Below are 24,303 nucleotides of genomic sequence, written 5' to 3' on the forward strand. Positions count from 1 at the left end.
TCAAAGACAGCCGAGGTGGGCATCCAGGCTCAGAACCTCGGGAAGTGCATGAATCGCTTGGAGTGCGGCACTCATTTGCCCGTTGCCAACAACCTGGGTGATCACAACGATTTCAGCTCCCGCGTCACTGGCTTCGAGCTGAACGATCGATTGAATGGAGACGTTGTGGTCGCCGAAGCAGCTGCCGATTTGCCCGATCACGCCGGGAGCATTTTCTGTTTTGAAACGCACATAATTGCGTTGGCTGGTCCGCTCCGTGTTCACCAGGTGGCATCGCCGCCAGCTAGAGGCTGCGAGCAGGGGATCCAGATTGCCTTGGGCCGGATTGAGTTGGCGGATGCCCGCAATGTTGAGGATGTCAGCGACCACGGCTGAGGCGGTGGGCCCTGAGCCAGCGCCAGGCCCGTAGAACATCACTCTCCCGATCGGATCTCCCTCCACCAAAATCGCGTTATTCACGCCATTCACCCCCGCCAGGGGATGGTCTTTGGGGACCAGGGTGGGTTGCACGCTCACCGATAGGGGCATGGATGTGGGATTGCTCGGTTCAGGATCCATGCGTTCGGCGACCGCGAGCAGTTTCACGCCGTAGCCCAATTGCGTGGCGTAATCCACATCCCTGCTTTGCAGGGTGCTGATGCCTGCCGTGGGGATGCTGTTGCGATCGATCGGTCCCCCGAAGGCGAGCCCAGAAAGAATGGCGATCTTGTCGGCGGCATCGAGCCCTTCAACGTCTGCGGCTGGGTCGGCTTCGGCGTAACCCAGCTCCTGGGCCTCGCCCAGGACCGCGTTGTAATCCGCACCCTCGTCAGCCATGCGGCTCAGGATGTAATTGGTGGTGCCGTTGATGATTCCACTCACGCGCTGAATGCGGTTGCTGCCGAGCGATTGCTTGAGCGGCTCGATGATCGGGATCCCGCCGCCAACAGCAGCCTCAATCAGCACATAAACACCCGCGGCCGCAGCGGCGGCTGCAATTTCTTCGCCATGCCTGGCGATCACAGATTTGTTGGCGGTGACAACCGACTTGCCGGCTGAGATCGCGCGCATGATCAGCGTGCGCGCAGGTTCGATGCCTCCCATCACCTCCACCACCACGTCCACGCCAGGGTCGTCGATGACGGCTTCTGGAGAGGTGGTGAGAAGGCTTGCCTCCAGGGCGATCGGCCGTGGGCGGTTCTGGTCTCTCACCGCAACCCGAACCAGGTCCAGATCAGCAATCAGGGGATGTCTTCCCTCTGGTGTCTGGAGAATGCTTGCCACTCCGGCACCCACAGTGCCGAGACCGAGAAGGCCGATTCCGATCCGGGTGGACATTGAACAGGTTCCGTTTGCGTCGCTAATAAAGGACTCTATGAATCCATCGCCTCATCGGCGTTCTTAAGGGCCTGTGCCTGGGCCTGCATCGCCCGCAAAATATTCAAAAAGCCGTTAGCCCTCGAAGGGGTCAGGCTTGCTTGTAGGCCAGTGGCGGCAATGAAGGCGGGGTCTACGGCGAGGACTTGATCCGGGGTTAAATTACTCATTCCTTTGATGAGCAGGGCGAGCAACCCCTTGGTGATCAAGGCGTCGGACTCTCCTTGCCAGTGCACATGGTTGTCCTGGAGAGCGGCATGAATGAACACCTGAGACACGCAACCTTGCACTTTGCGGTCTTCGGTTTGCAGGTCTGCCGGCATCGCAGGTAGCTTTTTGGCAAGCCAGAGCACGTATTCGTAACGTTTGCGTGGGTCTGGCGTGCCGCTAAGCCGATTCGCTAGGCGGTCAAGCTCTTCGCTTCCGTATTGACTTGAAGAGCAGCAGGGTTCTGCCATGGACGGCTTCAGCGATTCAGGCTGGGTTGGCGCACCTTAACCATCAGGCCGACAAGGCCGAGCAGGGCTGGTGCCCCCAGCCAGGCCCACAGCCCAAGGGCAGGGGTTTGGTTTGGCGTCTCCACCACCTCGTCCAGCAAGACGCTGCCCTGGCGGATCGGTAATGCCAAATAGTCGCGATGTCCGGGGCCACCATCCACCTGTAAATCCAGGACGCCTTCAACCAGGTTTGGGAGCGTTAAGACCAGTTGTCCATTGGCTCCGATCTGACCCAGTTCATCTCCGGGTGTTCCATCAGCGTTGAGCAGGCGTACGGCAGCCCCTTCCACAGGCTCACCTGTGGAGAAGCTGCTATTCAGCTCCAATTGGCCATCGAGGTAGCGCAGGGAGCTTTCGATCCCGTGGGCCTGCACCTGCTGACCTGCCACGAGTCCCAGACCCAAAGCGGTGCATGTGACCAGCAGGCGTCGTGAAAACACGGTCATGGCAGCAGGATGACGAGATCGTCATCTTGCAGAACATTCGCTTCGCTGGCTAGCCCTGCGCAAGCTGCAGCCTTGCTCGGTGATCCAACCATCCAAGGGCTGATCCCAGGGGTCTGTGGGTAGCAAGGTGGGATGGACGCACGCTTCCGGCAGGACGGCGAACGTTGGCAGCGTTGACCATCCCGGCTGACGAAGCAAACGGTCATAACAACCGCCCCCATAGCCAAGGCGCATGCCGTTGCGATCGACCGCCAAAGCTGGAATCAGCAAGAGAGCAAGCTCGGCCGGTGGCAACGCGGGTGATGCGAGTGGAGCAGGAATGGAAAAGGCATCAGCGCGAAGCTCTTTTGGCGATGGAGCGTTTTGCCAAGGGTGATAAGTCACGCTGTAATCAGCTGCTGTTGCAGGCAGGGCTAGGGATGCGGGCTGAAGTTCGGCCAGCGGGCGTAAATCAGGTTCCCCTGGAAGGGGCCAAGTGATTCCGATGGCTCCTTGGCACTGAGCTGGATCTTGGGCGTTTAAGTGGGCAAGCACGCTTTGAACCAGTGAGGCATTCAGCCCTGGCATCAGCGCATGGCGCACGCGGCGGTAGGTCGACCTCAGGGCCTGTTTATCCATGGGTTTGCTTCGCTGAATGCGATGCAGTTGTGCAACCACTGTGCAGTCACTGTGCAACCACAGTGTGAGAACGATGGGGGTTGAGCCGTTTGCTGGGATCGAGAGGGTCCTGCCTGATGTACCTTCGCCTTCATAAAAAACCAGGACTGATGAAAAAGTTAAAAATTTGGCTGAGCCAGCTCAATGCCTATGCCAACAAGCATCTTCAGACCTGGGAGATAGAAAGAAAGCGCTAAAGAACGGCGGTTTTGATGCCTTGATCGTTGAATCCCAGGGTGATCTTTCCTGCTGTGCCTTCGTCTTGTCTAAAACGTGGATAACCCCCTGAGTTGACTGATGAGAGTGGTTCTCTTTTTTGTTTCCCTGCTGTTGGCCTTCCCTGTTGCGGCGGCGGAGAAGGGCCGTTCAACTGCGCAGGGCGTTAATCAACAGATGGCGACGGCTCAAGCGATGCGAGGTGTGCCCAAGGGGGCAACAGTTGTGGATACCACCTGCAAAGAATTTGCCGTTGGTGCCTTTACCTATCGGTTCCAATGCACAGTCCATTGGGCTCAATAATCGGCGCCGCTTGCACGTCGCTTCTTGATGCCAGCCTGGGTTGTTTGGCACTTCCAACAGATGCCAACCCTCTCATCATGCTGGTGCATTCCTCATCGTTGATCACGCCCTTGTGCGTGGGCTTCGTCTCGCTGATGTCTCTCTAAAGCAATCAAGCTGCACGAGCGATTTCAAGGATCTAGTAAAGAGTTTTGAACGTGGGAAAGCCAGGCCAGCCCATTGAAGCGGCTGCCTTGACCCCGTTCATGCAGCCGATCTCATAACAACAACGATGCAAGCGTGGAGCGCAATGCAACTCAGAGGATGGAGACTTTGCCGGAGGCAATATCGAAATACCCGGCCTTGATCTGAAGCTGTCCCGCTTGAACGGCGTTGGCCAAAACATCGCTGCGAGTCGTGAGCTGTTCAGCGGTCGCTTGGGCGTTGGTCTTGATGGCGCTCATTAAGGTGTCGCCTGGAACCAGGTTGGCTTGAATCGGTTTGATGAGCTGATCGAACAGTGGCGTGAGTGAATGATTCGCGCGAGCGGCTCGAACAGCGCCACAATTGCTGTGGCCTAATACCAAGATCAAGGGCGTTTTTAAGACCTCAACGCCAAACTCTAGCGAGGCGATTCCCTCGTCAAAAGGTGTGTTTCCTGCGCTGCGGACGACAAACAAATCACCAGCCGCCGCATCGAAAATCCATTCCGGAGCAACTCTGGAGTCGGCACAGCTGATGATCGAAGCCCAAGGGGATTGAGACTCTTCCAGAACGCTCGCCGGAAGGAAGCAATGGTCTAACCAGAGGTTAGACATCACTTGGGCACGTTCATTCAAATCCGTTGCCTTGTTTTTTGCTTGCCAAGCGTCCGCAAACCGGGCATTTCCATCGATCAGGGCCGTGAGTGGATCCTTTGGGCGGCAAGATCGGGCCGATTCCTTCGATGATGGAGCGGCTGCTTCGGCCTTGGCAGGGTGGATGAATGGCAGTGCTGCCGCGAGACCAAAAGCGTTCAGGCCGCTGCGAAACAGAAACGAGCGTCGATTGAGTGTCACGAAACCTGCTTGTCGTGAAAACTGATGTCGTTCACACCTGCTCTAGGGAGAGCAAGTAGCGATTGGCCTTGAAGATCGAGGTGGAAACAGCGGATCAAGCGATGCTGATCAAGTGCCAAAAACGATGGTACGCAAACGTGAGGCAGGGCTCTCATTCAATCCCACGTTTGGAAGTGCTGCAGTCACACTAATTCCAAGCTGTGATCCCGTTTGCAAGCGAAAGGACGTTTACGCGATCGACCAACGCCACTGATCAGTTTGTGCGATCCCTTCCTCAATCTCTTCATGATCAGAACCGATTTGGGTCGTTGTTCCAACCGTTCACTGGCTGTTGTCTGATCGATTCCGCGCGCGAGCGCTCTCACAGATGTAGGGGACTTTTAGATCGATTCCGCGGCCAGATACAGCGAACCAGCAAATCCATCGCGTCGTTTTCGATCACCCCACACACATTGCAGATCTCCCCGTGTTTCCTTGTGATAGAGATCTTCTGCTAGCTGCACAAGATTTCCGCCGGTCTGCAAATAGTCATCGGCGCTTTCGTATCCATTGTTTTGAAGCCACTGCAAGGTGAGGTGGATAGCAGTTTCTTCGACCCTGGTCATTGTGCCTTCACGTCATCTTGACGTTCTACTCGGCTGATCACGTCAGTGCTTGGCAATAAAAAACCCCGCCGGGGGCGGGGCTTAACTCAAGGATTGGGAAAACGAATCACTCGTCGCCTTCTTCCTCACCACCCACAGGGATGAGGCGAATAGCTTTTTTGCCAAGCTTGATGGTGAATTCATCACCAACTTGGAGATCGAGCATGGCTGTATAAGCCTTGCCGATCAGCAGATTGCCGTTGCCTTGAACTGTTGCAACGTAAGAAAGCTTGCGTCCGCCTTTACCAACACCAGCATTTCCGCCACCAAGGTCAATGCCCTTGGCATTGAGGAGAGCCTCATAAAAGGCGGTGAAATTGACCCGATCACTGCCGTCTTTCTTTTTGGAGACGTAGCCACAAGCTGTGGCGAGATCAGTCTTGGATACATCGCCCAGGTCTTTGACCTTGGTGAGCAGTTCGGATCCGGTAAGCATTTGAAACTTGCGTTTCACTATTACTAACAAACTCCATGCCTACTAGTCAACTATTTGCCCATATCAGTTGTTCTCCCTCTTGCCTCCTTCTCTGGCAGGAAAGGATTCCGATTCAATAGTTTTTCATCCTGAGGGATGCTGTGACCAACTTTTTCTAGTTGCTGCAGGGCTTTTGCGCTGATGCCGATAATGCTGCTTTACCAGACCAGAGTCAGGTGGGGCTCTTCATTTTGTTCCTGGGCTCATTTGCTTCCTGATCTAGCGGCATGCTTTATATCCTGATGCTGTGGAGCTGATGTCTTCGTTCCTGACGCTGAAGATCCTTCGGATAAACGAGCTCGTTGAAGGGTTTCGCTGTGAGTTGACTAGCAAGAAGGTTGTCAATGTGTGGGCTGTCTCGGTTGTGCTCAGCTCACCTCCTGTTGTTACCGACTGCTCCGCAGCTGTTTGCTCACCAGCTTTCAATCCATTTTGAGGTTGTAGCTCTCCAGCCCAGTTCAAGTCCATGGATTTGGTAGGCCTTCAGAATCCATGGCTTAGGGCTTGTGTATTTGAGCTGTAAAGACAGGGCGGCACTAAGTCAGCCTCTGCTGCCTCCAAGGTCAATCTTGATGGGCTGAGGTTTGTGCGACCGCATCATCCATTTCCTCAATAGCGAGATGAGAACGTGCTTCTCAGCTCTCAGGCTGTACGGAGGATGCCTGGGGAATTAACCGCCTTCGATTTTTACTCAGTGAGTGGATTTTCAGATTTTGTCGCTTTCGAGCGCCCGCTGTTTGAGTAAGCATCAGCTGAGTGCGCCGACTGTGCCGCTTCATTACATCGCCTGCCATGAAGTGTGCGCAGTGTTTAAGACGTTTTTGGACAATGATCAGCAATGTGCTGACCGCTATGTGATAGAAGTCTCAAATCCAGGCCATGCTGGATGGTGAGCGCATGAAGATGCTGTTAGAGGGAGCCAACGTTGCTTCGATCATCTTCGCTGGATGGCGAGGGGGTGATCCAGCCTTTCGACCCATGCTTATTTTGCTATCAAGCCCTGTTTTTGCAGGGGGTTTCGGCGTGAAAGTCTTGGCGGCAACGGTGCAAGGCTAGGAATCTTGCTTCATCGAGCTCCTGGAGGAGAACGATGGGTGATTCTTGGATGATGATCGACAACACACTGTTGTTTCAGGCCAATGGCTTCTTTCTATCGATGGCTTCTTTCTTCAGGTTTGATTAGAACCTGAGTTCCGCTGGTCAGTGATGCCTGCACCAAAATCCACGACGCAACCCAACGCTCGCTGTTGGGTTTGGTTCAAGGGCGATCCTCTGAAGACGGAGGGCTGTTGGAAGGGGGGCTGGTATGGAGCTCCTTCCGTGATTGGAGGTGTCAGGATTGAACATCACGATTACGTGCCGTGCAGGGTGCCGGAGTGGAGGGTGGTCTTCTCGGAGCCCACTGATCTATTGGCACCGCCCTCTGTTCCAGAGGAAGCGGAGTGGAAGCTGTACCCCACTGAGCCGCAGTGATCGTGCTTCAAAAATCAGGTCGGATGGATCTGAAGTCCTCTGTTCGATCATCGACCTCACTATTTTTGATCAATGTGTGACTCAGCCTGACGACTCTTTCATGGATGCTTGGGCCAATAATTGCAGGCTTTCTAGGTTTTTCAGTGTTTGTTGGGCCTGCGCCAGCATGGGTCGTCCCTGAGGAGCGCAGTCTGCGATTAAGGATGCAGCTAATGACGCTTCTGATTTTATCAATTTTATACAGTGATGAATTCGAGATCTTGGTTCTGCGGCCATGGATTCGCTTTTCTTGCTCAAAGTCGGAGCGATCTCATTAAGAAGGTGATTGAGCGCTTCCTGTATTGATTCGATGCTTGCATCTGGTGACGTTGATCTTTGATCAGGTGGATTCATTTGAGAGGTTGATCCATCAATGGTTGTAATTTAATGGAAGAACATTCAGCTCTACCGGCTTGGTCTCGAGCTCCTAGGGGCAGTTCTTAAGCCTGCAAATCGATCTAGCCAGCTGAATCTCATGATGAGCAGCTGTAATGGGATATACCTCCCGCATTGAAGTACTGATCAGGCTTCAGACGATAGTATTTCTCTTCGATTGCTTGTGATTGCTCCTCATAGGGATGGCTAAAGACCTCTTGCAATTCTTGGATAAGAGCGTAGTCACCCTGCTTCGCTTGTTGATAGGCAGGAGCAACGAGCCATTCTCGCCAGGTGTATTTCGGATTCATACGCTTCATCTTTTCCGCGATCTTGGCTGGATTCCCACTGCTCCCGATCAGCTCGTTCCAGCTCTGAAGCCAGGTTTGCCAATGTTGCTCTAGTTGTGGGGGAATGGGTGCATAAAAGCTTCTCTTTAAATCAGACAAATCATTCGGAAGTTTGGATAGCTCTCGGAAGAAAATTGTGAAATCTACGTTTGTTTGTACCATGAGTTGGAATAACTCCTGAACCAGAGCTTCGTTGTAGTTGTTTAGGCCAAGTTTGTCTGTCCACATCTGCTGAATGGTGGCGTTGATTTTCTGTTTAAACCCATCACAGATCTTGTCTAAGTGCTCTAGAGCTGCCGCATCATCTTTGATAAGGAGCCTTATGGCCTTCCAGAACATATGAAAATTGGCTTCTGCAGCTACAGGCTGGTTAAAGAATGAGAAGTGTTCACCACCCCCAATCCAAGGTTGGTAGCGCGGATCAAAGACCTCACAAAATCCAAACGGTCCATAGTCCAATGTAAAGCCACCAGCTGCACAGTTATCACTATTGAAATTTCCTTGGCAATATCCAATCCGTAACCAATGCGCAACCAAGGTCGTGAGCCGATCTCTGTAGAGCTCGGCCAGCTTGACGACTTGAGAGGGAAAATTCAACGACTGGTCTATTTCAGATTTGTATTCTCGATCGATTAAATGCAACACGATCATTTGTAGCTCTTTTAAAACGCTTGGATCGTTGCTGTTTCGAGCACGTCGTGCAAATAATTCCAATTGACCAACGCGTAGAAACGAAGGTGCAACGCGCGTTGAGATTGCAACCGGATCTTCTACTAAAATATCTGGATCAGAAGAGTTGGAGTTTTCCGAATACCAAGGTCGTCTCACTGCTTCTGTCTTGGAAACATAGAGAGTGAGGGAACGTGATGTTGGTACTCCAAGGGCATGCATCAATTCCTGTGCCAGAAACTCTCTTACGCTGGAGCGGAGCACCGCACGTCCATCAGCTCCACGACAGTAAGGAGTGGGACCAGCACCTTTTAATTGCATCTCCCAGCGTTGCCCATTAAGGATTCCCTCAAACACAGAAATTGCACGACCATCCCCATAGCCATTGCCATTTCCAAATGGGCATTGTTGGTTATATTCAGTTCCATAAATTGATAATGCATAGCCCGTGGCCCAACCAAATGGGCGCATCGGCTCTCGATTCACAGAGAGATCACCGGAGAAGAGTTTTTTAAATTCCTCATTAAAGGCTAGGTCTTGATCCAAGCCAAGTTCGGAGAAGAATGTTTTGCTATGGCTTATATAGCTGGGCTTTTCTAGGGGCTTTGGAGTAACAGGTACAAAATGACCTGAGCGGACCTGCCGAGGTCGATGGTCATCCCCATCTTTGGTTGATTCAGGGTCAGCATGAAGGGTCTCTAGGAGTGAATAATTTGCATGTTGAATAAAATCTTCAAAGCTTTCTAAAGATTGTTCAGTATCTGGTGTAGATGGATGCTGCATTCTTGTTACGGCTCTCTTGATCTTTTAACCATCATACCGAGTTGCATCTCCAGTGCTCATGTCGTGCCCTTGCGATGCTGCTCCTCTAGGTATTGATGATCCATTTTAGGATCAAAATATGGTGTGAAAGTGTCCGTTGAATCTTTTTATTAAAGGATGCTCTGATATGGCTCCAATCCTTCATTGATCTCGTGGGTGCAATGCCCCATTTTTGCTCGATGGTTTTGTTGTTTTTCTTGCTCTATTTCTTTTACTTGTAGATGGTGCATTGATTTAGCCGCGATCAGTGACTATAATTCAAGAGATCAAAGGCCTGCCGCTTCTTCTTTGGGCTTTTAAGCTCCTGCCGTTGACGATGGACTTAATCCAATCCAATGCTATTACCAACCTTCATCGACTTGCATCAGTAGAAGATGTGCTTCAATTTGTACGTTTGTGTGTTGATAAAAATCTAATTATTGATTTTGTCTTGAAAGAAGAGCTTGATGCTTTTATTAAGCCAAGCAATACCTCGGGTTCCTGGGTTCGTCAGCAAATTGATGGTGTAAGGGTGAAAGCAGTTGATAAAAATGGCTATACGATCTATGCCATCTGGATGAGAGAATCCTTGATGAAAGATTATGTGGCTTATTTGGAGTCGATTAAAAAAACACTTTCTGATGCTTCGGCGTTTTCATTTCCAGTGATCTGAGAATTCGTTGCTGAATGTTTAGCAGATTGAGAATTCTCCAATATGTTCTCTTTTTACTCCAATGTAGTCTCCTAAAACCGCGTCTTCATTGAACTCACCTGTGAGGCATTCGATAACCTGTGTATGGATGAAGGCAGGTTCTTCTGCTTTGCCTTCTTGGTAGGCAAACCGGTCTGGGTAGAGCGTTCGGTACTCATTGGGGATTGTGATAAACCAGCTGCTGTCGCTACCTGCGTAGTAAATCTCGCCGCCTATTCGGTAAAACTCGCCATATTTTTTAGCTTCTTCTGGAATTTTTTTGTAGATCTTTGCTTGTTCGTCTGCGGTGAGCCCAAGCCAGTTCAGGCTCTCTTCCATCTTCTCGTTCATTAGAAGCTGAGCAACCGATCCTCTATTGATAGCAGTTTTCTACGTGAACACTGTCGCTAGCCGCTGGTTCCATGGACTGAGCTGCCAATGAAGCCATGTTTTTGATGGGCTTTAGCCGCAGGCACCAACGCATTCAAAGCTTCCTCCTCCGGAGGAAGCCACAGCCATGAAGATGATCACGATCGTGGCTGCAATCAGAACCACTGGCCAGATTTCCGTATCAGGACCCATGAGCAGCGATATTCAAGGGTTACTAATCACCATCCATTGGCATGGTGGTGACCCATTTTATGTGATCCGCTGTTTTTCAATGTTTCTCTGTGGCAGTGCCTAGCCAATGCCCCCAGGCTTGATTCCTTTGGGTGAAACCTGTTGGGTCATGTTTGGTTTGTGTTGATGGGAGATGCATGTTTTGCGTGAGTCCCTTGAGCCGAAATCTTTCGCTTTGCTAAAGATTTCGGCTCGCAGTCAGGTCTTCCCGTTTGTCACAATTTGTAAATGATTACTTTCGCTGTTGCTGGAACCCTCGTTCTCCTTAACGTGGCTCTTATTTCTACAATCCTTTCTGTTGATCAATTGCTTGGATGAATAGATCCTGGTTGGAGAAATTCTATAAGCTTTAATCCTCATTAGCCTGTTAAAAGTAAGCAACTAATAATATTTTTTAAAGCTTTTTCTTTTTTTGTCCTTTTGCTTTCAGTGTTGTCCTTTTTTGATTAACCAGTTTCGTTGTGGCTGGGTAAAAGTTCGTTTGCTGTCCAGCTTCCATAAAGTTAGTTGTGTTTTTTTACCCCTGGTTATTTTGCCCATGGACGAGCAGATCCTTCTGTTGTTGTGCTCGTTGCCCATTCCAGCGCTTTCTCATGAAGGCCGTATGTTTCAGCCTTTAATGAGTTGATTGAGTGATGAATCAACGTTGAAACCATCCGGTGAGTGCAACGGCTAAGGCGTCGGCCGCATCATCGGGCCGTGGTGGCGTGTCGAGATCGAGTTCACGCATCACGGCCTCCAGAACTTCGTCTTTGTCTGCGTGGCCATGCCCTGTGAGTGCTTGTTTGATTTGCATCGGCGGGAATTCCACGATCGGAAGCCCAAAGCGTGTGAGCGTCATGATCAACACCCCGCGGGCCTGCACAACGGCGATGGTGTTGCTGGAGCGGTAGAAGAAAAACTTCTCCACGCTGGCCAGTTCCGGTTGATGGATGCGAATGATTTGGCGGAGGTCACGGGCAATTTCCACCATGCGCTCCCCCTCGCTGCGGCCTGGATCGGTGCGAATGATGCCGCAGTCGACCATTCGTTGTGTTCCTTCCTCTTTCCCCTTGCGTGGCTCAACGTCGATCACGCCATAGCCGACGCGAGCAAGGCCTGGATCGATGCCAAGGATCCGCAAGCTGAATCAGCTGGCCAAGGCCAGTTCGAACTCGGAGCGATCGCTCGATTCATTGCGTTCAAACACCTTGCAGAACACCTTGACCACCCGATCGCCGGAGTCAATTTGCTCCAAAGGATCTTTGCGCAGTCGATGGCGCAGGCAGCAGGACACCACGCGGGCAACATCGTCTTCGCTGACCTCCGTGCGCCCCTCAAAGGCTGCTAAGGCGCGGGCTGCCCGGTTGGTCACGATGTCGCCTCGCAATCCATCCACGTCCAATTCTCCGCAAACCGATGAAATGCTCAGGCGCAAATCATCGTCAATACTCACCTGTTCAAGGCGTTGCTGCGCTTCCACCACCCTGGCTTGTAAGGCCTCTTGGCCGGCCGTCACGCTCATGCTGAAGGCGTCGGGGTCGCTGTCGAAGGCCGTGCGCTGGTCCACCACTTGCACCCTTAATTGAGGATCGCGAACGGTGCGCACCTCCACACTCATTCCAAAGCGATCGAGCAGCTGGGGGCGCAGCTCCCCTTCTTCTGGGTTACCCGATCCAATCAACACGAAGCGCGCAGGGTGACGCACGGAGACACCCTCTCGTTCCACGGTGTTCCAGCCAGAGGCTGCGGAGTCGAGCAGAACATCCACCAGATGATCGTCGAGCAGGTTGACTTCGTCGACGTAAAGAAGACCGCGGTTGGCTTTAGCGAGCAACCCAGGCTCAAAAGCGCGAACGCCTTCGCTCAGGGCTTTTTCGATGTCGATCGTGCCGCAAAGGCGATCTTCTGTGGCGCCCAGGGGAAGGTCCACCATCGGCACCTGGCGTTGCTCCGTGCCGAGGGCTTCGCCGTGTTCCAAGCGCTGCCTGACGTCACTGCTTTGCAGGTCAGGATCACTCGGTGAGCTGTTGTACGGGTCACCAGCAACCACTTCAATGCCGGGCAGCAGGTCTGCAAGGGCACGGATGGTGGTGGATTTGCCCGTGCCGCGGTCTCCCATGATCATCACGCCGCCGATGCGCGGGTCGATCACGTTGAGCAGCAGCGCCAACTTCATCTCTTCCTGGCCGATCACGGCGGTGAAGGGAAAGACTCTGCGCTTGCGCGGTGAACTCACGGGTGAACGTCGGTTGATGAATGGGATTGTTTCACAGGCAGCACGGTGAGCACCTGCGGTGGTGTGGCGTCTGCCGGATAGACCAGACGAACGCGCAGCCTGCGGCTTTCTCCTGGCGCTAACGACACCGTCCCCAGCTTGGGCCCTTCTTGTCCCCGTCGCAACACGAGGTGAAAGCGCCGTCGCCCCATCGCCCTGCCGTTGGCCCCATCCAGGCCCGTCACCTCAATGGGGCCGCGAAACATCACGGGCCCACTGTTGCCAGATTGGAACTGCAATTGGCCCTTGCTGCTGCCTCGTTTGTCGGGAGATTCCAGGGCGATCGCCACGGTTCGTCTGCTGCGATCTGGGTTATGCAATGGAAGGCTGAGGTCGTATTCCACGCCGTAATTGCCGTGGGCGGCCCAGGCCGTTCCTTTGTCAAATCTTTTGAGTTCAGCCGTTTGCACTTGAGCGGTGCCGAGGTCACCCCTCTCCAGGCTGCTGATCGGCCAAGAGATCGGCGCTTCCTTGATGTTCAGGGTGTTCGAGCCTGGATCACTCAAGGTGCCGGTCCAGGTGCTGCCGATCTGAACACCGCTCACCCTCGAGTAGATCATTCGCCCCTTGCTGCCTCGTGGCGTGGGCTGATGCTCCTTGGGGCTAAGGGTTCCGGAGCTGAGCAATGCTCTCCAGCGTTCCCCACTCGGTGGCGAGTCGTTTTGGCCATAGGCCGCCACGGTGGCGAGATACACCGGAGCGGAACTCTTCAGCCGGAGCTGCAGGTTGCGGCCATTCAGCAATGGGTCGAGTCCTGCCACGGGAATGGGAAGAACCAGCAAGGAACTGGCGTGTCCGGGGGCAATCTTGATTTGCTTTGGAAGTTCGGGCGCCTGATCGCCTCGGAGCAAGTCTCCAGCCACGCGGCTGCCTGGACCAGAGGCGATGGGAGTGGTGGTTTCCGCCATCAGGGAGGGCAGAGGCAGGAAGGGAGCTGCTGTTTGCCCTGGCTTGGTTCCCTGGGAGAGCGAGGTGCTGCCGCTGATCACGTCGATCGTGACGGGTTCCGTTCCTAGCGGCTGTGCAAGCACGGCCAGCCAGAGGGTGGAAGACAGTTCTTCTGGTTTGCCGGCGTAAACGTGGTGGCTGAACAGATCAAACCGTCCGTCCAAGGCAACATTCAGACCTTGGTTGGTTGGGAAGGTGGATAGCAGCACCCCTTCACCGGTGATCAGTTCGGGGTTGTTGTCATTGAGAAACAGCAGCTCATCTAATTGGCCGGGGAGTGGACGCAGCTGCTGCTGACGGACCAATGACTCCGGAGCCTGGGTGTCCGCACGGGATGGCAGGCCAGGGATCGTGATGAGGCAGAAGGCCGCGAGGGCCAGCAGCGAAGAATGACGCATGGTGAGAACTGGAATCAGCGTTGACGTGGAGGCGCTGGCTTGGGTTTCAGCACCGGTGCCATGGCTGCTGCCATGTTGCGGATCAGCTCCGTGGAGCGAGGATCATTGAAGGGACCTTTCACCACGAAGGCGGCAACGGCACGGCGGCCGTCGGGGAGTTCAATGAGCCCGGCATCGGCGTAAGCGATGCCGATGTCGCCGGTTTTGTTGAGGACGCGATAGCCCTTGATCATCAGGCTGTCATCGGGTTTGCCCTGGGATCCACCCAGGCCCTTCAGGAGTCCGCCGGGGAGTAAACGGTTGGTGACGGAGGTGCCCATCACCTCTCGGAATAAATCGCGGCCTCGAATCGAGAGCGCTTCTCCGGTGTCCACGAGGGCAATCGCTCTGGCCAGATCACGGGCGCTGGTGGTGTTGGTGCCCTTGAGGTCGGGAAGCCAGTTGTTCACCTTGGTGGCGCTGAGCCCGAGGCTGTTGAAGCGGGCGTTGAGATCCACTTGACCCCCCACCCGTTCAATCAGCAGATTCGTTGCGGTGTTGTCGCTGACTCGAATCATCTCAGTGGCGACCTCATGGGTGGGGAAGCGCGTCCCGAGAGGCTTGCTGGCCATCCAGCCGGCGCCGCCCCCCACCACCGTTTTGCTGAGGGTGAGCGGTTCATTCCAGCTCAGCCTTCCAGCATCGATTTCCTCAAGGGCGACCAGCAAGATCGGTGTTTTGATGGCGCTCGCCGCCGGTAATGCCGTGTCTGGATTGAGCTGGGCGTAGCGGCCATCATCCAGCGCCAACATGAAGGCACTCACCTGGAGGTCAGGATCCTTGGCAGCAAGCGCTTCCCAGCGTTTGCTCAAGGCCGTGAGCTCCTGTTGGGTCTCGAAGCGCCCAAGCGTGTCGGTGCTGCTCGGGGGGTTGATCACAGCGGACTCGGGATCCGTTTGCTCTTTTTGGGCTGGTGTGACCTTTGGTGTGAGCCAGCCGGGAAGGGTGAGATCTCCGCGTTCGACCGCAGGCCCTGCAAGCTTCAGGGCAGACCCCGTGATCACGCCCAGGCCCACACCCATCAGCACCAGGCGCAGCAGCAACCTCAGGGGACGTCCCCAACTAGGGGGCTGTTGACTGGAACGACTGGAGGCCAAGGGGGGGTTGCGGGAGAGCCTGAGGTTACGGGCGGTTGCGCCTCGCTGCCCAACGCAATTGACGCACCATGCCGCGCAAGAGAGCCACTTCATCGCTGCGGATCAGGGCCCGTTGCACGAGTCCTTTCACCTTGGCCATCCGTGCCCTTGCTGTGTGCTCCAGCAAGAAGCCCACTTCGAGCAGAAGGTCTTCGGCATCGCGCAGGCAGCCATCGAGCTCAGGAGCACTCGCAGGGATCTCGCTCACGGGTAGAGCTGGGGTGGCAGCCAAGCGCCGTTCTCGCTCAAGCTCATGCAGCACCACAGCCACGGCATGGGAGAGGTTGAGAGACGGGTAAACATCTCCGGTGTGCAACGTCAAAACCCGATGGCTGATCAGGAGTTCTTCATTGGTGAGACCGCGATCTTCCCGTCCAAACACCAGGGCCGAACGCAGGCCTTTGCGTCTGCCCGTTTGAATCCAAGGCACGATCTCCTCGGGTGATTGCAAGGGGATCTCGCCGTGATCGATGCGCCCGCAACTGGCCACCACCTGTTGACAATCGGCGACAGCCTCGAGCAGCGAAGGAAAAATGGCGGCCTGTTGGAGCACGGCATCGCCATGGACGGCCATGCGCACAGCTTCGGGATCGTTTGGGTCGCAGCGGGGTGCGACGAGCCTGAGATCTTCAATGTTGTAGTTGGCACACAATCGGGCCACGCTGCCGACGTTGAGGGGTCCCGCTGGCTCGACCAGCACCACGGCCAAGGTCAAGACAATGTTTTGAGATAGGCGAGCAGATCAGCCATGTTCTGAGGTTCGATTTCAAAGCGAGGCATCGGCGGTGTTTCACCGCTCACCACTTGGTGAATGATCTGCATGTCCTTCCGCCGTTCGCTCACCCCTTTCAGGCTCGGCCCAACCAGGCCCTGGCCTGCGATGCCATGGCAGCCCGCACAATTAATCCTGAACATCTGACCACCGTGCTGCTCTGACCCCTCAAGGGCCAGTGTTGCTTTGGTGTACGGATCTTGACGTGTGTTGCTCAGCATCCACACCAACAGGACAGCGCAGGCCATGGCCGCGAAAACGACAAGAGCCGCGATCAGCCCTCGACTCCGCTCAGGAATTGCTGCAGCAGTTGATGACGGTGCCGTCACAGAAGAGACCAAGCCATGGAACAATTGTGCTCAATCTTTTCATTGGGCGCGACGACATGATCGAACCCCTTCTTTGCGGCATTGTTTTGGGTTTGATTCCGATCACCCTGATGGGGTTGTTTGTTGCCGCTTGGAATCAGTACCGCCGGGGTAGTGCTCTGGGGGGCTGAGCAACAGAAGGGCGCTCGTTCCATATCGCCTTTGATCCACCACCGTCCAGGGCGGTGGTGGGGTCAATTTTTTGTTGCGTGTGTGTTCGCAGATCACAAGTCCCTGTTTGGAGACCCAGTGTCCATCGAGCAAGGCAAGCAAGGTGGGCTCGTATAGGTCGGATCCATAGGGAGGATCGAAATAAACGAGATCGAAGCAGGGCATGGAGCTAGGGCGACCCATTTTGAGCCAGCTCACCAGATCTCGACGGATCACCTCAATGGCCGGGGAGGGGGAACGGCCTCCAGCGATCAACTTGAGGTTGTCTCGGCAGATGGAGGCTGTTTTGGGATCCTTTTCCACGGCCCATACCCTGCTCACGCCCCGTTCGATCGCTTCGCAGCCCATCACGCCGCTGCCGCTGCACAGGTCGAGCCAGGAGGCGTCCTGCAGCTGTGGAGCGAGCATGTTCATCACCGCTTCGCGCACACGGGCTGTGGTGGGCCTCGTAGCGGTCCCCATAGGACTGCGGAGGCGACGACCTCCGCTGAGACGAAGCAGGCCGCTCACGGCATCAAGGGAGCGCCCTGTTGCAGCCATTCCAGCCATCGCGACAGCAAACGCTGGCCCGTCACGGCCGATTTCTCAGGGTGAAATTGGCAGGCACCCAGCCGATTGCGCCAAACCACGGCGGTGGCAAGCCCTGAACCGAAGGCCACGCTTGCAGCACGATCCCGCGTCTCCTGGGGCTCAGCGGCGAACGAATGAACGAAATACATCCATTCAGCGCTGGAAGGATCCGGCAGCAGAGGGGAAGGGCGATCGATCTGCAGCTTGCCCCAGCCCATGTGAGGGATGCGTTCTCCCTGGTTCTTCGGGAGCTGCTTCACCCGTCCAGGGAGCAAGCCCAACCCCTGGCGTTGGCCTTCTTCGCTGGACTCAAACAGCAGCTGTAAACCTAGGCAAATCCCCAGGAGTGGACGATCGGCTTTGTTCCAGGCGAGCAGTTCAGGGATCAGTCCAGTGGCTTCCAAGCGATCCATGGCCGGATCAAACGCTCCGACGCCCGGAAGAATGAGGGCCTGACAGCCTTCTAAATCTCCAGGATGTTGCACAGCCTTGAGGGAACTCCCCAAGCGCTTAAAGCAAGTTTGAACAGAAAAAAGATTTCCCATGCCGTAATCGATCAGTCCAATGGTCTGAACTGAACGAGACATGGGGATCAGGGGCAAGGCGAATAGCGAAGACCGGCTCGGAGCCCGGAATCAGAGATGCTTCGAAATCGTGCCGGAGAGCGTGGCCTTAGGAACTGCGCCCACGACGGTGTCAACTTTCTGCCCACCCTTAAACACCATCAACGTGGGGATGCTGCGAATCCCGTACTGGCTGGCAACGTTCGGATTTTCGTCGGTGTTGAGCTTGAAGACCTTGATTTTGCCTTCGAATTCCTTGGAGATCTCGTCAACAATGGGAGCCACCATGCGGCAGGGGCCACACCAGGGAGCCCAGAAGTCAACTAAGACAGGAACGTCACTTTGAAGGACATCCTGTTCGAAGGATGCGTCGGTTACAGCGGTAGCGCTGGACATTCCATTTGTCATCGTTATGGCGTGAATTTAGCAACCACTTCCGAAGATTTCTCGGTTTCTTCGGTGGGTCTACAGAACTGTGACGGTTTCGAGTCCAGACTCGAGCGCCGTTGGCGAAGACAGAAAGCCCGAACGCGTCGGGCCGGGGGGTGTGAGGAGTGTGTGGGCCGAAGCCCGCACGCCTTGAGATTAAGGCTTATTTGCCCATCCCTAGTTGCTGGGCTTTCTGATAAACCTTGCCTTCCGTGAGCAGGGATGGAGCCACCACCACTTCAACCTGCTGCATCTCTTTGATGGTGCGTGCCCCGAGAGTTCCCATCGAAGTCTTCAGGCAACCGAGCAAGTTGTGGGTGCCATCGTCCAGTTTCGCTGGACCTCGAAGGATGCGTTCGAGGCTGCCCGTGCTGCCAACGTTGATTCGTGTGCCCCGCGGTAGCACCGGGCTTGGGGTGGCCATTCCCCAGTGGAATCCCCGGCCTGGTGCTTCTTCTGAGCGGGCAATCGGGGATCCAATCATCACGGCATCAGCACCACAGGCGATGCACTTACAGATGTCGCCACCGGTGACGATGCCTCCATCGGCCACGATCGGGACGTAGCGTCCGCTTTCCTTTTCGTAGTCAGCGCGAGCGGCGGCGCAATCGGCAACAGCGGTGGCCTGGGGAATGCCAACGCCGAGGACGCCACGGGAGGTGCAGGCAGCACCAGGACCAATCCCCACCATCACACCAGCAGCACCAGCGCGCATTAGTTGCAGAGCAACCTCATAGGTCACGCAGTTGCCGATCACCACGGGCACACCCATGTCGCGGCAGAGCGTTTCCAAATTGAGGGTGTCTTGGCCTTCAGGGCCGATGTGGTCGGTGGAGACCACGGTGGCTTGCACAAAAAACAGATCAGCTCCCGCCTCTGCGATCGCCTTGCCAAAGCGCAATGCCGCCACTGGGGTGCCGCTCACAGCAGCAATTCCGCCCTGGGCTTTGATCGCTTCAATGCGCTTGCGAATCAGGCTTTCCTGAACCGGTTTGCTGTAAATCTCCTGCATCAACGGCACAAACTCGTCCTTGCCGACGGATGTGATGCGATCCAGAGCCTCGGTGGGATCTTCGTAGCGGGTCTGAATTCCTTCCAGATTCAAGACGCCAAGAGCGCCGAGCTGGGAAAGCCGAACCGCCATTCCCACGTCCACCACGCCGTCCATGGCGCTGGCAATGATCGGGATTTCACGTTCGATTCCGCCTAGGGACCAGCTGGTGTTGGTGACCTCCGGATCAACCGTGCGACCCCCAGGCACCAGGGCGATCTCATCGATGCCATAGGCCCGGCGAACAACCTTGGAGCGTCCGAGCTGAATGTCCACCGCTAGTCGTATTAAGGATCAGCACAAACTACCAACCGGTCATGCACTGCGTGGCAGTGATCAGGGGCGAATCGAGCCCGTGAAGGCGGCCCAAATGCCGCTCACGTTTGCAAGGAGAGCCTTTCGTTCTTCACTGCGAATCAGCCTTGTGGAAGAGAACCAGATCACCCAGCCAAGACCCACCAACTCAAACAATCTGGGAGCGAGAGGGATGCTGCCGATGGCCGCCAGAATTCCGCTGTAGATCCTGATCAGCAGGGTCAAGCCAATCAGGCCAACAATCAGAAATAGGGGCCTGCGGGAGCGTTGCCAGAGGTCAACAAGGTTGTTGTCTTCCCACCACTGACGCACTTTGGAGCTGAGTAGATCCCACTCCCCTCCGCTGCTGGATGGGTCGTCATTATCGGATGAGGCTGCCACCTGGATGCGCTCAGCGATCGCTTCGGAGGCTGGAGGCGTTGGCTTGGATGGGACGGCCGCTTCCTGAGCGATCTCAGGCTCCTTGGCAATCACCGGATCGGGTGCTTGCGGTTCAGCTGGAACAGAGGCTGTCGATTCAGCAGCTGCAGGGTCGGCTGTTGCCGGAAGGGTTGTGTCTGGAACGGCTGCTGTTGATCCTGATTCGATCGGGTCGGTGCTTTTAATCTCCATCGAAGGACTGGAGTCAGAGGACGCCGGATTGATCGGATCGGTTTCCATAGCTTCAGCAGCACGTTGCGAGTTGCGCAAGCTTAAGGGCGTTATCACGTTCCGTTTTGAAGACGCAGGAAACGCTGATGTTTTCCTTTCTCCTTCTCGCGATAAGCTGAGTTAAGGCAAATAGGTCTTGTATGGCGGATCCAGTGGGACCCGGCAACGGCGGTCCCGGCGAATCCGACGATCGGATCATCCAGACAGATTTGCGCAACGAAATGTCGCGCTCCTATCTGGAATACGCGATGAGCGTGATCGTTGGGCGTGCGCTGCCCGACGCTCGTGATGGGCTCAAGCCTGTGCACCGGCGAATTTTGTACGCCATGTACGAGCTTGGGTTGACCAGTGATCGGCCCTATCGAAAATGCGCCCGTGTGGTGGGTGAGGTGCTGGGTAAGTACCACCCCCACGGTGATACGGCCGTTTACGACGCCCTGGTGCGCATGGCCCAGGACTTCTCGATGTCCATGCCCCTGATTGATGGGCATGGCAATTTCGGCTCGGTCGACAACGACCCCCCGGCCGCCATGCGTTACACCGAATCGCGGTTGCAGGCGCTCACCACCGACAGCCTTCTCGAAGATATCGAGGCGGAAACGGTTGACTTCGCCGACAACTTCGACGGATCGCAGCAAGAACCCACCGTTCTGCCATCACGGATCCCCCAGCTTCTCCTCAATGGCTCAGCGGGGATTGCGGTGGGCATGGCCACCAACATTCCTCCTCACAACCTTGGAGAGCTGATCACGGGCTTGTTGGCCTTAATCAGCAATCCTGAGATCACGGATCAGGAGCTGATGGCTCTGATCCCGGGCCCTGACTTCCCCACCGGCGGGCAAATTTTGGGTCGCAGCGGCATTCGTGAGACCTACCTCACTGGCCGCGGCTCGGTGACGATGCGAGGGGTTGCTGGGATCGAAACGATCGAGGCTCCCGGGCGCCCAGATCGTGATGCGGTGATCATCACTGCCTTGCCTTACCAAACCAACAAGGCGGCGATGATTGAACGCATCGCCGAGATGGTGAACGACAAGAAGCTGGAAGGCATTTCCGATATTCGCGATGAGAGCGATCGCGATGGCATGCGTGTTGTGGTGGAGCTGCGCCGCGACGCCTACCCCCAGGTGGTGCTGAACAACCTCTACAAACTCACCCCACTCCAGAGCAACTTCAGCGCCCACATGCTGGCGTTGGTGAACAGCGAGCCGATCCTGCTCACCCTGCGCAAGATGCTCGAGGTGTTCCTCGAGTTCAGAGTTGAAACGATTGAGCGCCGCACGCGCTACCTGCTGCGCAAGGCAGAAGAAAGAGATCACATCCTCCTGGGCTTACTGCTGGCCCTGGATCAACTCGATCCGATCATTGCCCTGATTCGGGCGGCGCCCGATACGGCAACAGCGCGCACGCAGTTGCAGGAGCGTCATGGCCTCTCAGCTGTTCAGGCAGACGCGATTTTGCAGATGCAGCTTCGCCGCCTCACAGCCCTAGAGGCAGACAAAATCCGCCTTGAGCATGAGGATCTGGTCACCAAGATCGCCGATTACAAGGACATCCTTGGCCGTAGAGAGCGGGTGTTCGGGATCATCGAAGATGAGCTAGGTCAGCTGCGTGATCGCCATGCCGTTCCACGCCGCACCGAGATTCTGGATCTTGCCGGTGGTCTGGAAGACATTGATCTGATCGCCAATGAGCGCTCCGTGGTGTTGCTCACCGAAACTGGGTATCTCAAGCGGATGCCGGTGAGTGAATTTGAAGCCACCAGCCGTGGCACCCGTGGCAAAGCGGGGACCCGTAGCCAAGGGGAAGAAGCGGTCAAACTCTTTATTGGCTGCAACGACCACGACACCTTGTTGCTGTTTAGCGATCGTGGTGTTTCGTATGCGGTGCCTGCGTACCGGGTGCCTCAGTGCAGCCGTACCGCTAAGGGCACACCGATTGTGCAGTTGCTGCCAATCCCTAGGGAAGAAGCGATTACTTCGCTGCTTGCAGTGTCGGAATTCAACGACGACACCGATCTGTTGATGCTCACCACGGGCGGATACATCAAACGCACGCGTCTTTCGGCCTTTAGCAACATCCGCTCCAACGGTTTGATTGCCATTGGCCTGGAAGAGGGTGATGCGCTCACTTGGGTGAGGCTTGCAGTACCGGGAGACAGTGTGCTGATTGGGTCACGGGCGGGAATGACGATTCACTTCCGGCTCAATGACAACGAGCTGCGCCCGTTGGGCCGTACGGCTCGAGGTGTGCGCTCGATGAATCTGCGCGCGGGCGACAGCTTGGTGAGCATGGACGTGCTGCCCGCTGAGTTGGCGGATCAAATCGCTGCCAGTGCCGATGAGGGTGATGAAGGCAGTGATGGGGGTGAATCTGCGGTAGCAGCTGAAGGTCCATGGGTGCTGGTGGCCTCGGCCTCTGGTCTCGGCAAACGGGTTCCGGTCACGCAGTTCCGTTTGCAAAAGCGGGCTGGCATGGGCCTGCGCGCCATGAAATTCCGCACCGCGGCCGATGAGCTTGTGGGCTTGCGGGTTCTGGGGGCGGGAGAGGAGCTGCTGCTGGTAAGTGAAAAGGGCGTGATTGTGCGCACGGGCGCTGATGCCATCCCCCAGCAATCCCGTGCAGCCACAGGTGTTCGTTTGCAGCGTCTCGATAAGGGCGACCGTTTAGCCGATGTGGTGCTGGTGCCGCCCGAGGCGGAAACGGACGACGATGACAGCGAACCTGAAGCACCAGCTGAGGGCTGACCTTGGCTGATTGCGCGGATGTGTTGGTGATCGGGGGCGGTCCTGCCGCCCTTTGCATCGCTTCCGAACTGCATCAGCGCGGTGTGAACGTGGAAGGTATCGCGCCGCATTCGGTGGATGATCCCTGGCCCAATACCTATGGGATTTGGGCCAGGGAACTCGAGCTGTTGGGCCTCCAAGATTTGCTTGAGCACCGCTGGAGCAACACCGTGAGTTTTTATGGCGCTGGTGGCTCGGAGTTGGAAGATCAACCCACGCCCCATGGGATGGATTACGGGCTGTTTGATCGCCAAAAGTTGCAGCAGCATTGGTTGACGCGCTGCACTGGCATGAGCTGGCATCAAGACAGCGTGGAGCGCATCGAGCGAGAGGGTGATGGAACCAGGGTGCATGGCGCCTCCGGCGAACAGCGCCTGGCCCGGCTGGTGATCGATGCATCAGGGCATCGCAGTCCCCACATTCGCCGCCCGGATCAGGGGCCCGTGGCTGGGCAGGCGGCCTATGGCGTGGTGGGTCGTTTCAGCAAGCCCCCGGTGGAGCCAGGCCAATTTGTGCTGATGGATTTTCGCTGTGATCACCTCACGGCGGAGCAACGCAACGAACCCCCCACCTTTCTGTATGCGATGGATTTCGGTGAGGGGGTGTTTTTTGTGGAGGAAACCTCCTTGGCCTTGGCGCCGGCGGTGCCGGAAGCGGAGCTCAAGCAACGGCTGGAGCAACGCTTGGCCAAGGCGGGGAATGCGATCACCGAAGTGATCGAAGAGGAGCATTGCCTCTTCCCCATGAATCTGCCCTTGCCGGATTTCCATCAGCCGCTGCTCGCCTTTGGCGGAGCAGCGAGCATGGTGCACCCAGCCTCGGGCTACATGGTGGGCGCGCTATTGCGGCGCGGGCCAGGTTTGGCCGATGCCCTGGCCGCGGCTCTCAAGCAACAACCCTGTCTTGGCTCTGCAGCGATGGCGCGCGTGGGTTGGCAAGCTCTTTGGCCGCTGGAGTTGGTGTTGCGTCACCGCCTATTTCAGTTTGGATTGGGCCGCTTGATGGGCTTCGATGAACGGCTGTTGCGCCGCCACTTCACCAGCTTTTTTCAGCTATCTCAAGAGGATTGGAGTGGTTTCCTTACCAATACGCTGCCGTTGCCACAGCTGATGGGCGTGATGCTCCGCTTGTTTGCGATCTCACCGTGGGATGTGAGGAGAGGCTTGGTGCTTGGGGCGCCTCGCTCGTAATCCCCGTGG

The 24,303-nt window shown here is 55.8% G+C and carries 27 protein-coding genes and 1 pseudogene; 7 read left to right on the plus strand and 21 right to left on the minus strand.

Annotation, left to right across the window (positions count from 1 at the left end; all coding sequences use genetic code 11):
- From SYN8016DRAFT_RS00450 to SYN8016DRAFT_RS00465, 4 genes are read right to left on the minus strand one after another with little or no spacing between them, the layout of a single operon-like run.
- Window positions 1-1,317 (minus strand): homoserine dehydrogenase, encoded by a 1,317-nt coding sequence (locus SYN8016DRAFT_RS00450; RefSeq protein ID WP_006852236.1) that lies wholly within the window; start codon window positions 1,315-1,317, stop codon window positions 1-3.
- A gap of 35 nt (window positions 1,318-1,352) precedes the next feature.
- Complete coding sequence (locus SYN8016DRAFT_RS00455) at window positions 1,353-1,814, minus strand: SufE family protein (protein ID WP_006852237.1); 462 nt, start codon at window positions 1,812-1,814, stop codon at window positions 1,353-1,355.
- 8 nt (window positions 1,815-1,822) lie between these two features.
- Window positions 1,823-2,299, minus strand: a complete 477-nt coding sequence (locus SYN8016DRAFT_RS00460) for a hypothetical protein (protein ID WP_006852238.1) — start codon at window positions 2,297-2,299, stop codon at window positions 1,823-1,825.
- A 21-nt stretch (window positions 2,300-2,320) separates the two neighbouring features.
- Window positions 2,321-2,917 carry a 5-formyltetrahydrofolate cyclo-ligase gene (locus tag SYN8016DRAFT_RS00465; RefSeq protein ID WP_006852239.1) on the minus strand — a complete coding sequence of 199 codons (597 nt, stop codon included), beginning with the start codon at window positions 2,915-2,917 and terminating at the stop codon, window positions 2,321-2,323.
- 336 nt (window positions 2,918-3,253) lie between these two features.
- Between SYN8016DRAFT_RS00465 and SYN8016DRAFT_RS00470 the strand changes: the two genes are divergently transcribed.
- On the plus strand, window positions 3,254-3,475 hold the full coding sequence (locus SYN8016DRAFT_RS00470) for a hypothetical protein (protein ID WP_006852241.1): 222 nt from the start codon (window positions 3,254-3,256) through the stop codon (window positions 3,473-3,475).
- A gap of 296 nt (window positions 3,476-3,771) precedes the next feature.
- On the opposite strand, the gene SYN8016DRAFT_RS00475 is transcribed toward SYN8016DRAFT_RS00470, so the two are convergent.
- The 3 genes from SYN8016DRAFT_RS00475 to SYN8016DRAFT_RS00490 form a co-directional block, all read right to left on the minus strand.
- Window positions 3,772-4,512: a carbonic anhydrase gene (locus SYN8016DRAFT_RS00475; protein ID WP_006852242.1), complete on the minus strand. Its 741-nt coding sequence runs from the start codon at window positions 4,510-4,512 to the stop codon at window positions 3,772-3,774.
- 380 nt (window positions 4,513-4,892) lie between these two features.
- The gene (locus tag SYN8016DRAFT_RS00485; RefSeq protein WP_006852243.1) at window positions 4,893-5,117 is read right to left on the minus strand and encodes a hypothetical protein; all 225 of its coding nucleotides are present in this window, start codon (window positions 5,115-5,117) and stop codon (window positions 4,893-4,895) included.
- A gap of 106 nt (window positions 5,118-5,223) precedes the next feature.
- Window positions 5,224-5,592 (minus strand): AbrB family transcriptional regulator, encoded by a 369-nt coding sequence (locus SYN8016DRAFT_RS00490; RefSeq protein WP_006852244.1) that lies wholly within the window; start codon window positions 5,590-5,592, stop codon window positions 5,224-5,226.
- Between the two features lie 918 nt (window positions 5,593-6,510).
- On the opposite strand from SYN8016DRAFT_RS00490, the gene SYN8016DRAFT_RS15180 reads away from it, so the two are divergent.
- Window positions 6,511-6,687 (plus strand): hypothetical protein, encoded by a 177-nt coding sequence (locus SYN8016DRAFT_RS15180; RefSeq protein WP_006852245.1) that lies wholly within the window; start codon window positions 6,511-6,513, stop codon window positions 6,685-6,687.
- Between the two features lie 150 nt (window positions 6,688-6,837).
- The gene (locus SYN8016DRAFT_RS00500) at window positions 6,838-7,104 is read left to right on the plus strand and encodes a hypothetical protein (RefSeq protein ID WP_038013041.1); all 267 of its coding nucleotides are present in this window, start codon (window positions 6,838-6,840) and stop codon (window positions 7,102-7,104) included.
- Between the two features lie 81 nt (window positions 7,105-7,185).
- Here SYN8016DRAFT_RS00500 and SYN8016DRAFT_RS15665 read toward each other — a convergent pair whose 3' ends face one another.
- Window positions 7,186-7,497: a hypothetical protein gene (locus tag SYN8016DRAFT_RS15665; RefSeq protein ID WP_071778011.1), complete on the minus strand. Its 312-nt coding sequence runs from the start codon at window positions 7,495-7,497 to the stop codon at window positions 7,186-7,188.
- Between the two features lie 119 nt (window positions 7,498-7,616).
- The gene (locus SYN8016DRAFT_RS00505; RefSeq protein WP_006852246.1) at window positions 7,617-9,320 is read right to left on the minus strand and encodes a YdiU family protein; all 1,704 of its coding nucleotides are present in this window, start codon (window positions 9,318-9,320) and stop codon (window positions 7,617-7,619) included.
- Window positions 9,321-9,606: 286 nt separating this feature from the next.
- Here SYN8016DRAFT_RS00505 and SYN8016DRAFT_RS00510 point away from each other — a divergent pair, with 286 nt between their 5' ends.
- On the plus strand, window positions 9,607-10,011 hold the full coding sequence (locus SYN8016DRAFT_RS00510; RefSeq protein ID WP_244279101.1) for a hypothetical protein: 405 nt from the start codon (window positions 9,607-9,609) through the stop codon (window positions 10,009-10,011).
- 18 nt (window positions 10,012-10,029) lie between these two features.
- On the opposite strand, the gene SYN8016DRAFT_RS00515 is transcribed toward SYN8016DRAFT_RS00510, so the two are convergent.
- The 7 genes from SYN8016DRAFT_RS00515 to SYN8016DRAFT_RS00545 all read right to left on the minus strand — a co-directional run bounded on the left by SYN8016DRAFT_RS00515 (window position 10,030) and on the right by SYN8016DRAFT_RS00545 (window position 16,529).
- A complete protein-coding gene (locus SYN8016DRAFT_RS00515) occupies window positions 10,030-10,380 on the minus strand; it encodes a hypothetical protein (protein ID WP_006852248.1) in 351 nt (116 codons plus the stop codon).
- Between the two features lie 910 nt (window positions 10,381-11,290).
- Entirely contained in the window at window positions 11,291-11,773 is a 483-nt protein-coding gene (gene ruvC / locus SYN8016DRAFT_RS00520) for a crossover junction endodeoxyribonuclease RuvC (protein ID WP_006852250.1), read from the minus strand.
- A gap of 6 nt (window positions 11,774-11,779) precedes the next feature.
- Window positions 11,780-12,868: a magnesium chelatase ATPase subunit I gene (bchI, locus tag SYN8016DRAFT_RS00525; protein WP_006852251.1), complete on the minus strand. Its 1,089-nt coding sequence runs from the start codon at window positions 12,866-12,868 to the stop codon at window positions 11,780-11,782.
- Window positions 12,865-14,253 (minus strand): DUF3370 domain-containing protein, encoded by a 1,389-nt coding sequence (locus SYN8016DRAFT_RS00530; RefSeq protein WP_006852252.1) that lies wholly within the window; start codon window positions 14,251-14,253, stop codon window positions 12,865-12,867. Before SYN8016DRAFT_RS00530 ends, bchI begins: the two co-directional genes overlap by 4 nt.
- Window positions 14,254-14,267: 14 nt before the next feature.
- A complete protein-coding gene (locus SYN8016DRAFT_RS00535; protein ID WP_038013045.1) occupies window positions 14,268-15,389 on the minus strand; it encodes a serine hydrolase in 1,122 nt (373 codons plus the stop codon).
- A 25-nt stretch (window positions 15,390-15,414) separates the two neighbouring features.
- Window positions 15,415-16,143, minus strand: a complete 729-nt coding sequence (locus SYN8016DRAFT_RS00540) for an RNA methyltransferase (protein ID WP_038013047.1) — start codon at window positions 16,141-16,143, stop codon at window positions 15,415-15,417.
- Window positions 16,140-16,529: a cytochrome c gene (locus tag SYN8016DRAFT_RS00545; protein WP_038013564.1), complete on the minus strand. Its 390-nt coding sequence runs from the start codon at window positions 16,527-16,529 to the stop codon at window positions 16,140-16,142. The genes SYN8016DRAFT_RS00540 and SYN8016DRAFT_RS00545 overlap by 4 nt, the downstream gene beginning before the upstream one ends.
- 56 nt (window positions 16,530-16,585) lie before the next feature.
- Here SYN8016DRAFT_RS00545 and petG point away from each other — a divergent pair, with 56 nt between their 5' ends.
- Entirely contained in the window at window positions 16,586-16,699 is a 114-nt protein-coding gene (petG, locus tag SYN8016DRAFT_RS15670) for a cytochrome b6-f complex subunit V (protein WP_071778027.1), read from the plus strand.
- Between the two features lie 10 nt (window positions 16,700-16,709).
- Here petG and rsmD read toward each other — a convergent pair.
- From rsmD to SYN8016DRAFT_RS00570, 5 genes and pseudogenes are all read right to left on the minus strand, one after another.
- Window positions 16,710-17,288, minus strand: a pseudogene (gene rsmD / locus SYN8016DRAFT_RS00550) (16S rRNA (guanine(966)-N(2))-methyltransferase RsmD); the annotation flags it as partial.
- A complete protein-coding gene (hisH, locus tag SYN8016DRAFT_RS00555) occupies window positions 17,246-17,896 on the minus strand; it encodes an imidazole glycerol phosphate synthase subunit HisH (protein ID WP_006852258.1) in 651 nt (216 codons plus the stop codon). The pseudogene rsmD and the gene hisH, both read right to left, overlap by 43 nt.
- Before the next feature lie 48 nt (window positions 17,897-17,944).
- Complete coding sequence (trxA, locus tag SYN8016DRAFT_RS00560; protein ID WP_011618905.1) at window positions 17,945-18,268, minus strand: thioredoxin; 324 nt, start codon at window positions 18,266-18,268, stop codon at window positions 17,945-17,947.
- Window positions 18,269-18,464: 196 nt separating this feature from the next.
- Complete coding sequence (locus SYN8016DRAFT_RS00565; RefSeq protein WP_006852260.1) at window positions 18,465-19,628, minus strand: GuaB3 family IMP dehydrogenase-related protein; 1,164 nt, start codon at window positions 19,626-19,628, stop codon at window positions 18,465-18,467.
- A 60-nt stretch (window positions 19,629-19,688) separates the two neighbouring features.
- Window positions 19,689-20,327: a CAAD domain-containing protein gene (locus SYN8016DRAFT_RS00570; protein ID WP_006852261.1), complete on the minus strand. Its 639-nt coding sequence runs from the start codon at window positions 20,325-20,327 to the stop codon at window positions 19,689-19,691.
- A gap of 131 nt (window positions 20,328-20,458) precedes the next feature.
- Between SYN8016DRAFT_RS00570 and gyrA the strand changes: the two genes are divergently transcribed.
- Together gyrA and crtL are read left to right on the plus strand one after the other, a co-directional pair.
- Entirely contained in the window at window positions 20,459-23,065 is a 2,607-nt protein-coding gene (gene gyrA / locus SYN8016DRAFT_RS00575) for a DNA gyrase subunit A (protein WP_006852262.1), read from the plus strand.
- 2 nt (window positions 23,066-23,067) lie between these two features.
- Window positions 23,068-24,294: a lycopene beta cyclase gene (gene crtL / locus SYN8016DRAFT_RS00580; protein WP_006852263.1), complete on the plus strand. Its 1,227-nt coding sequence runs from the start codon at window positions 23,068-23,070 to the stop codon at window positions 24,292-24,294.
- Window positions 24,295-24,303: the final 9 nt, after the last annotated feature.

Source organism: Synechococcus sp. WH 8016, from assembly GCF_000230675.1.
Lineage (GTDB): Bacteria > Cyanobacteriota > Cyanobacteriia > PCC-6307 > Cyanobiaceae > Synechococcus_C.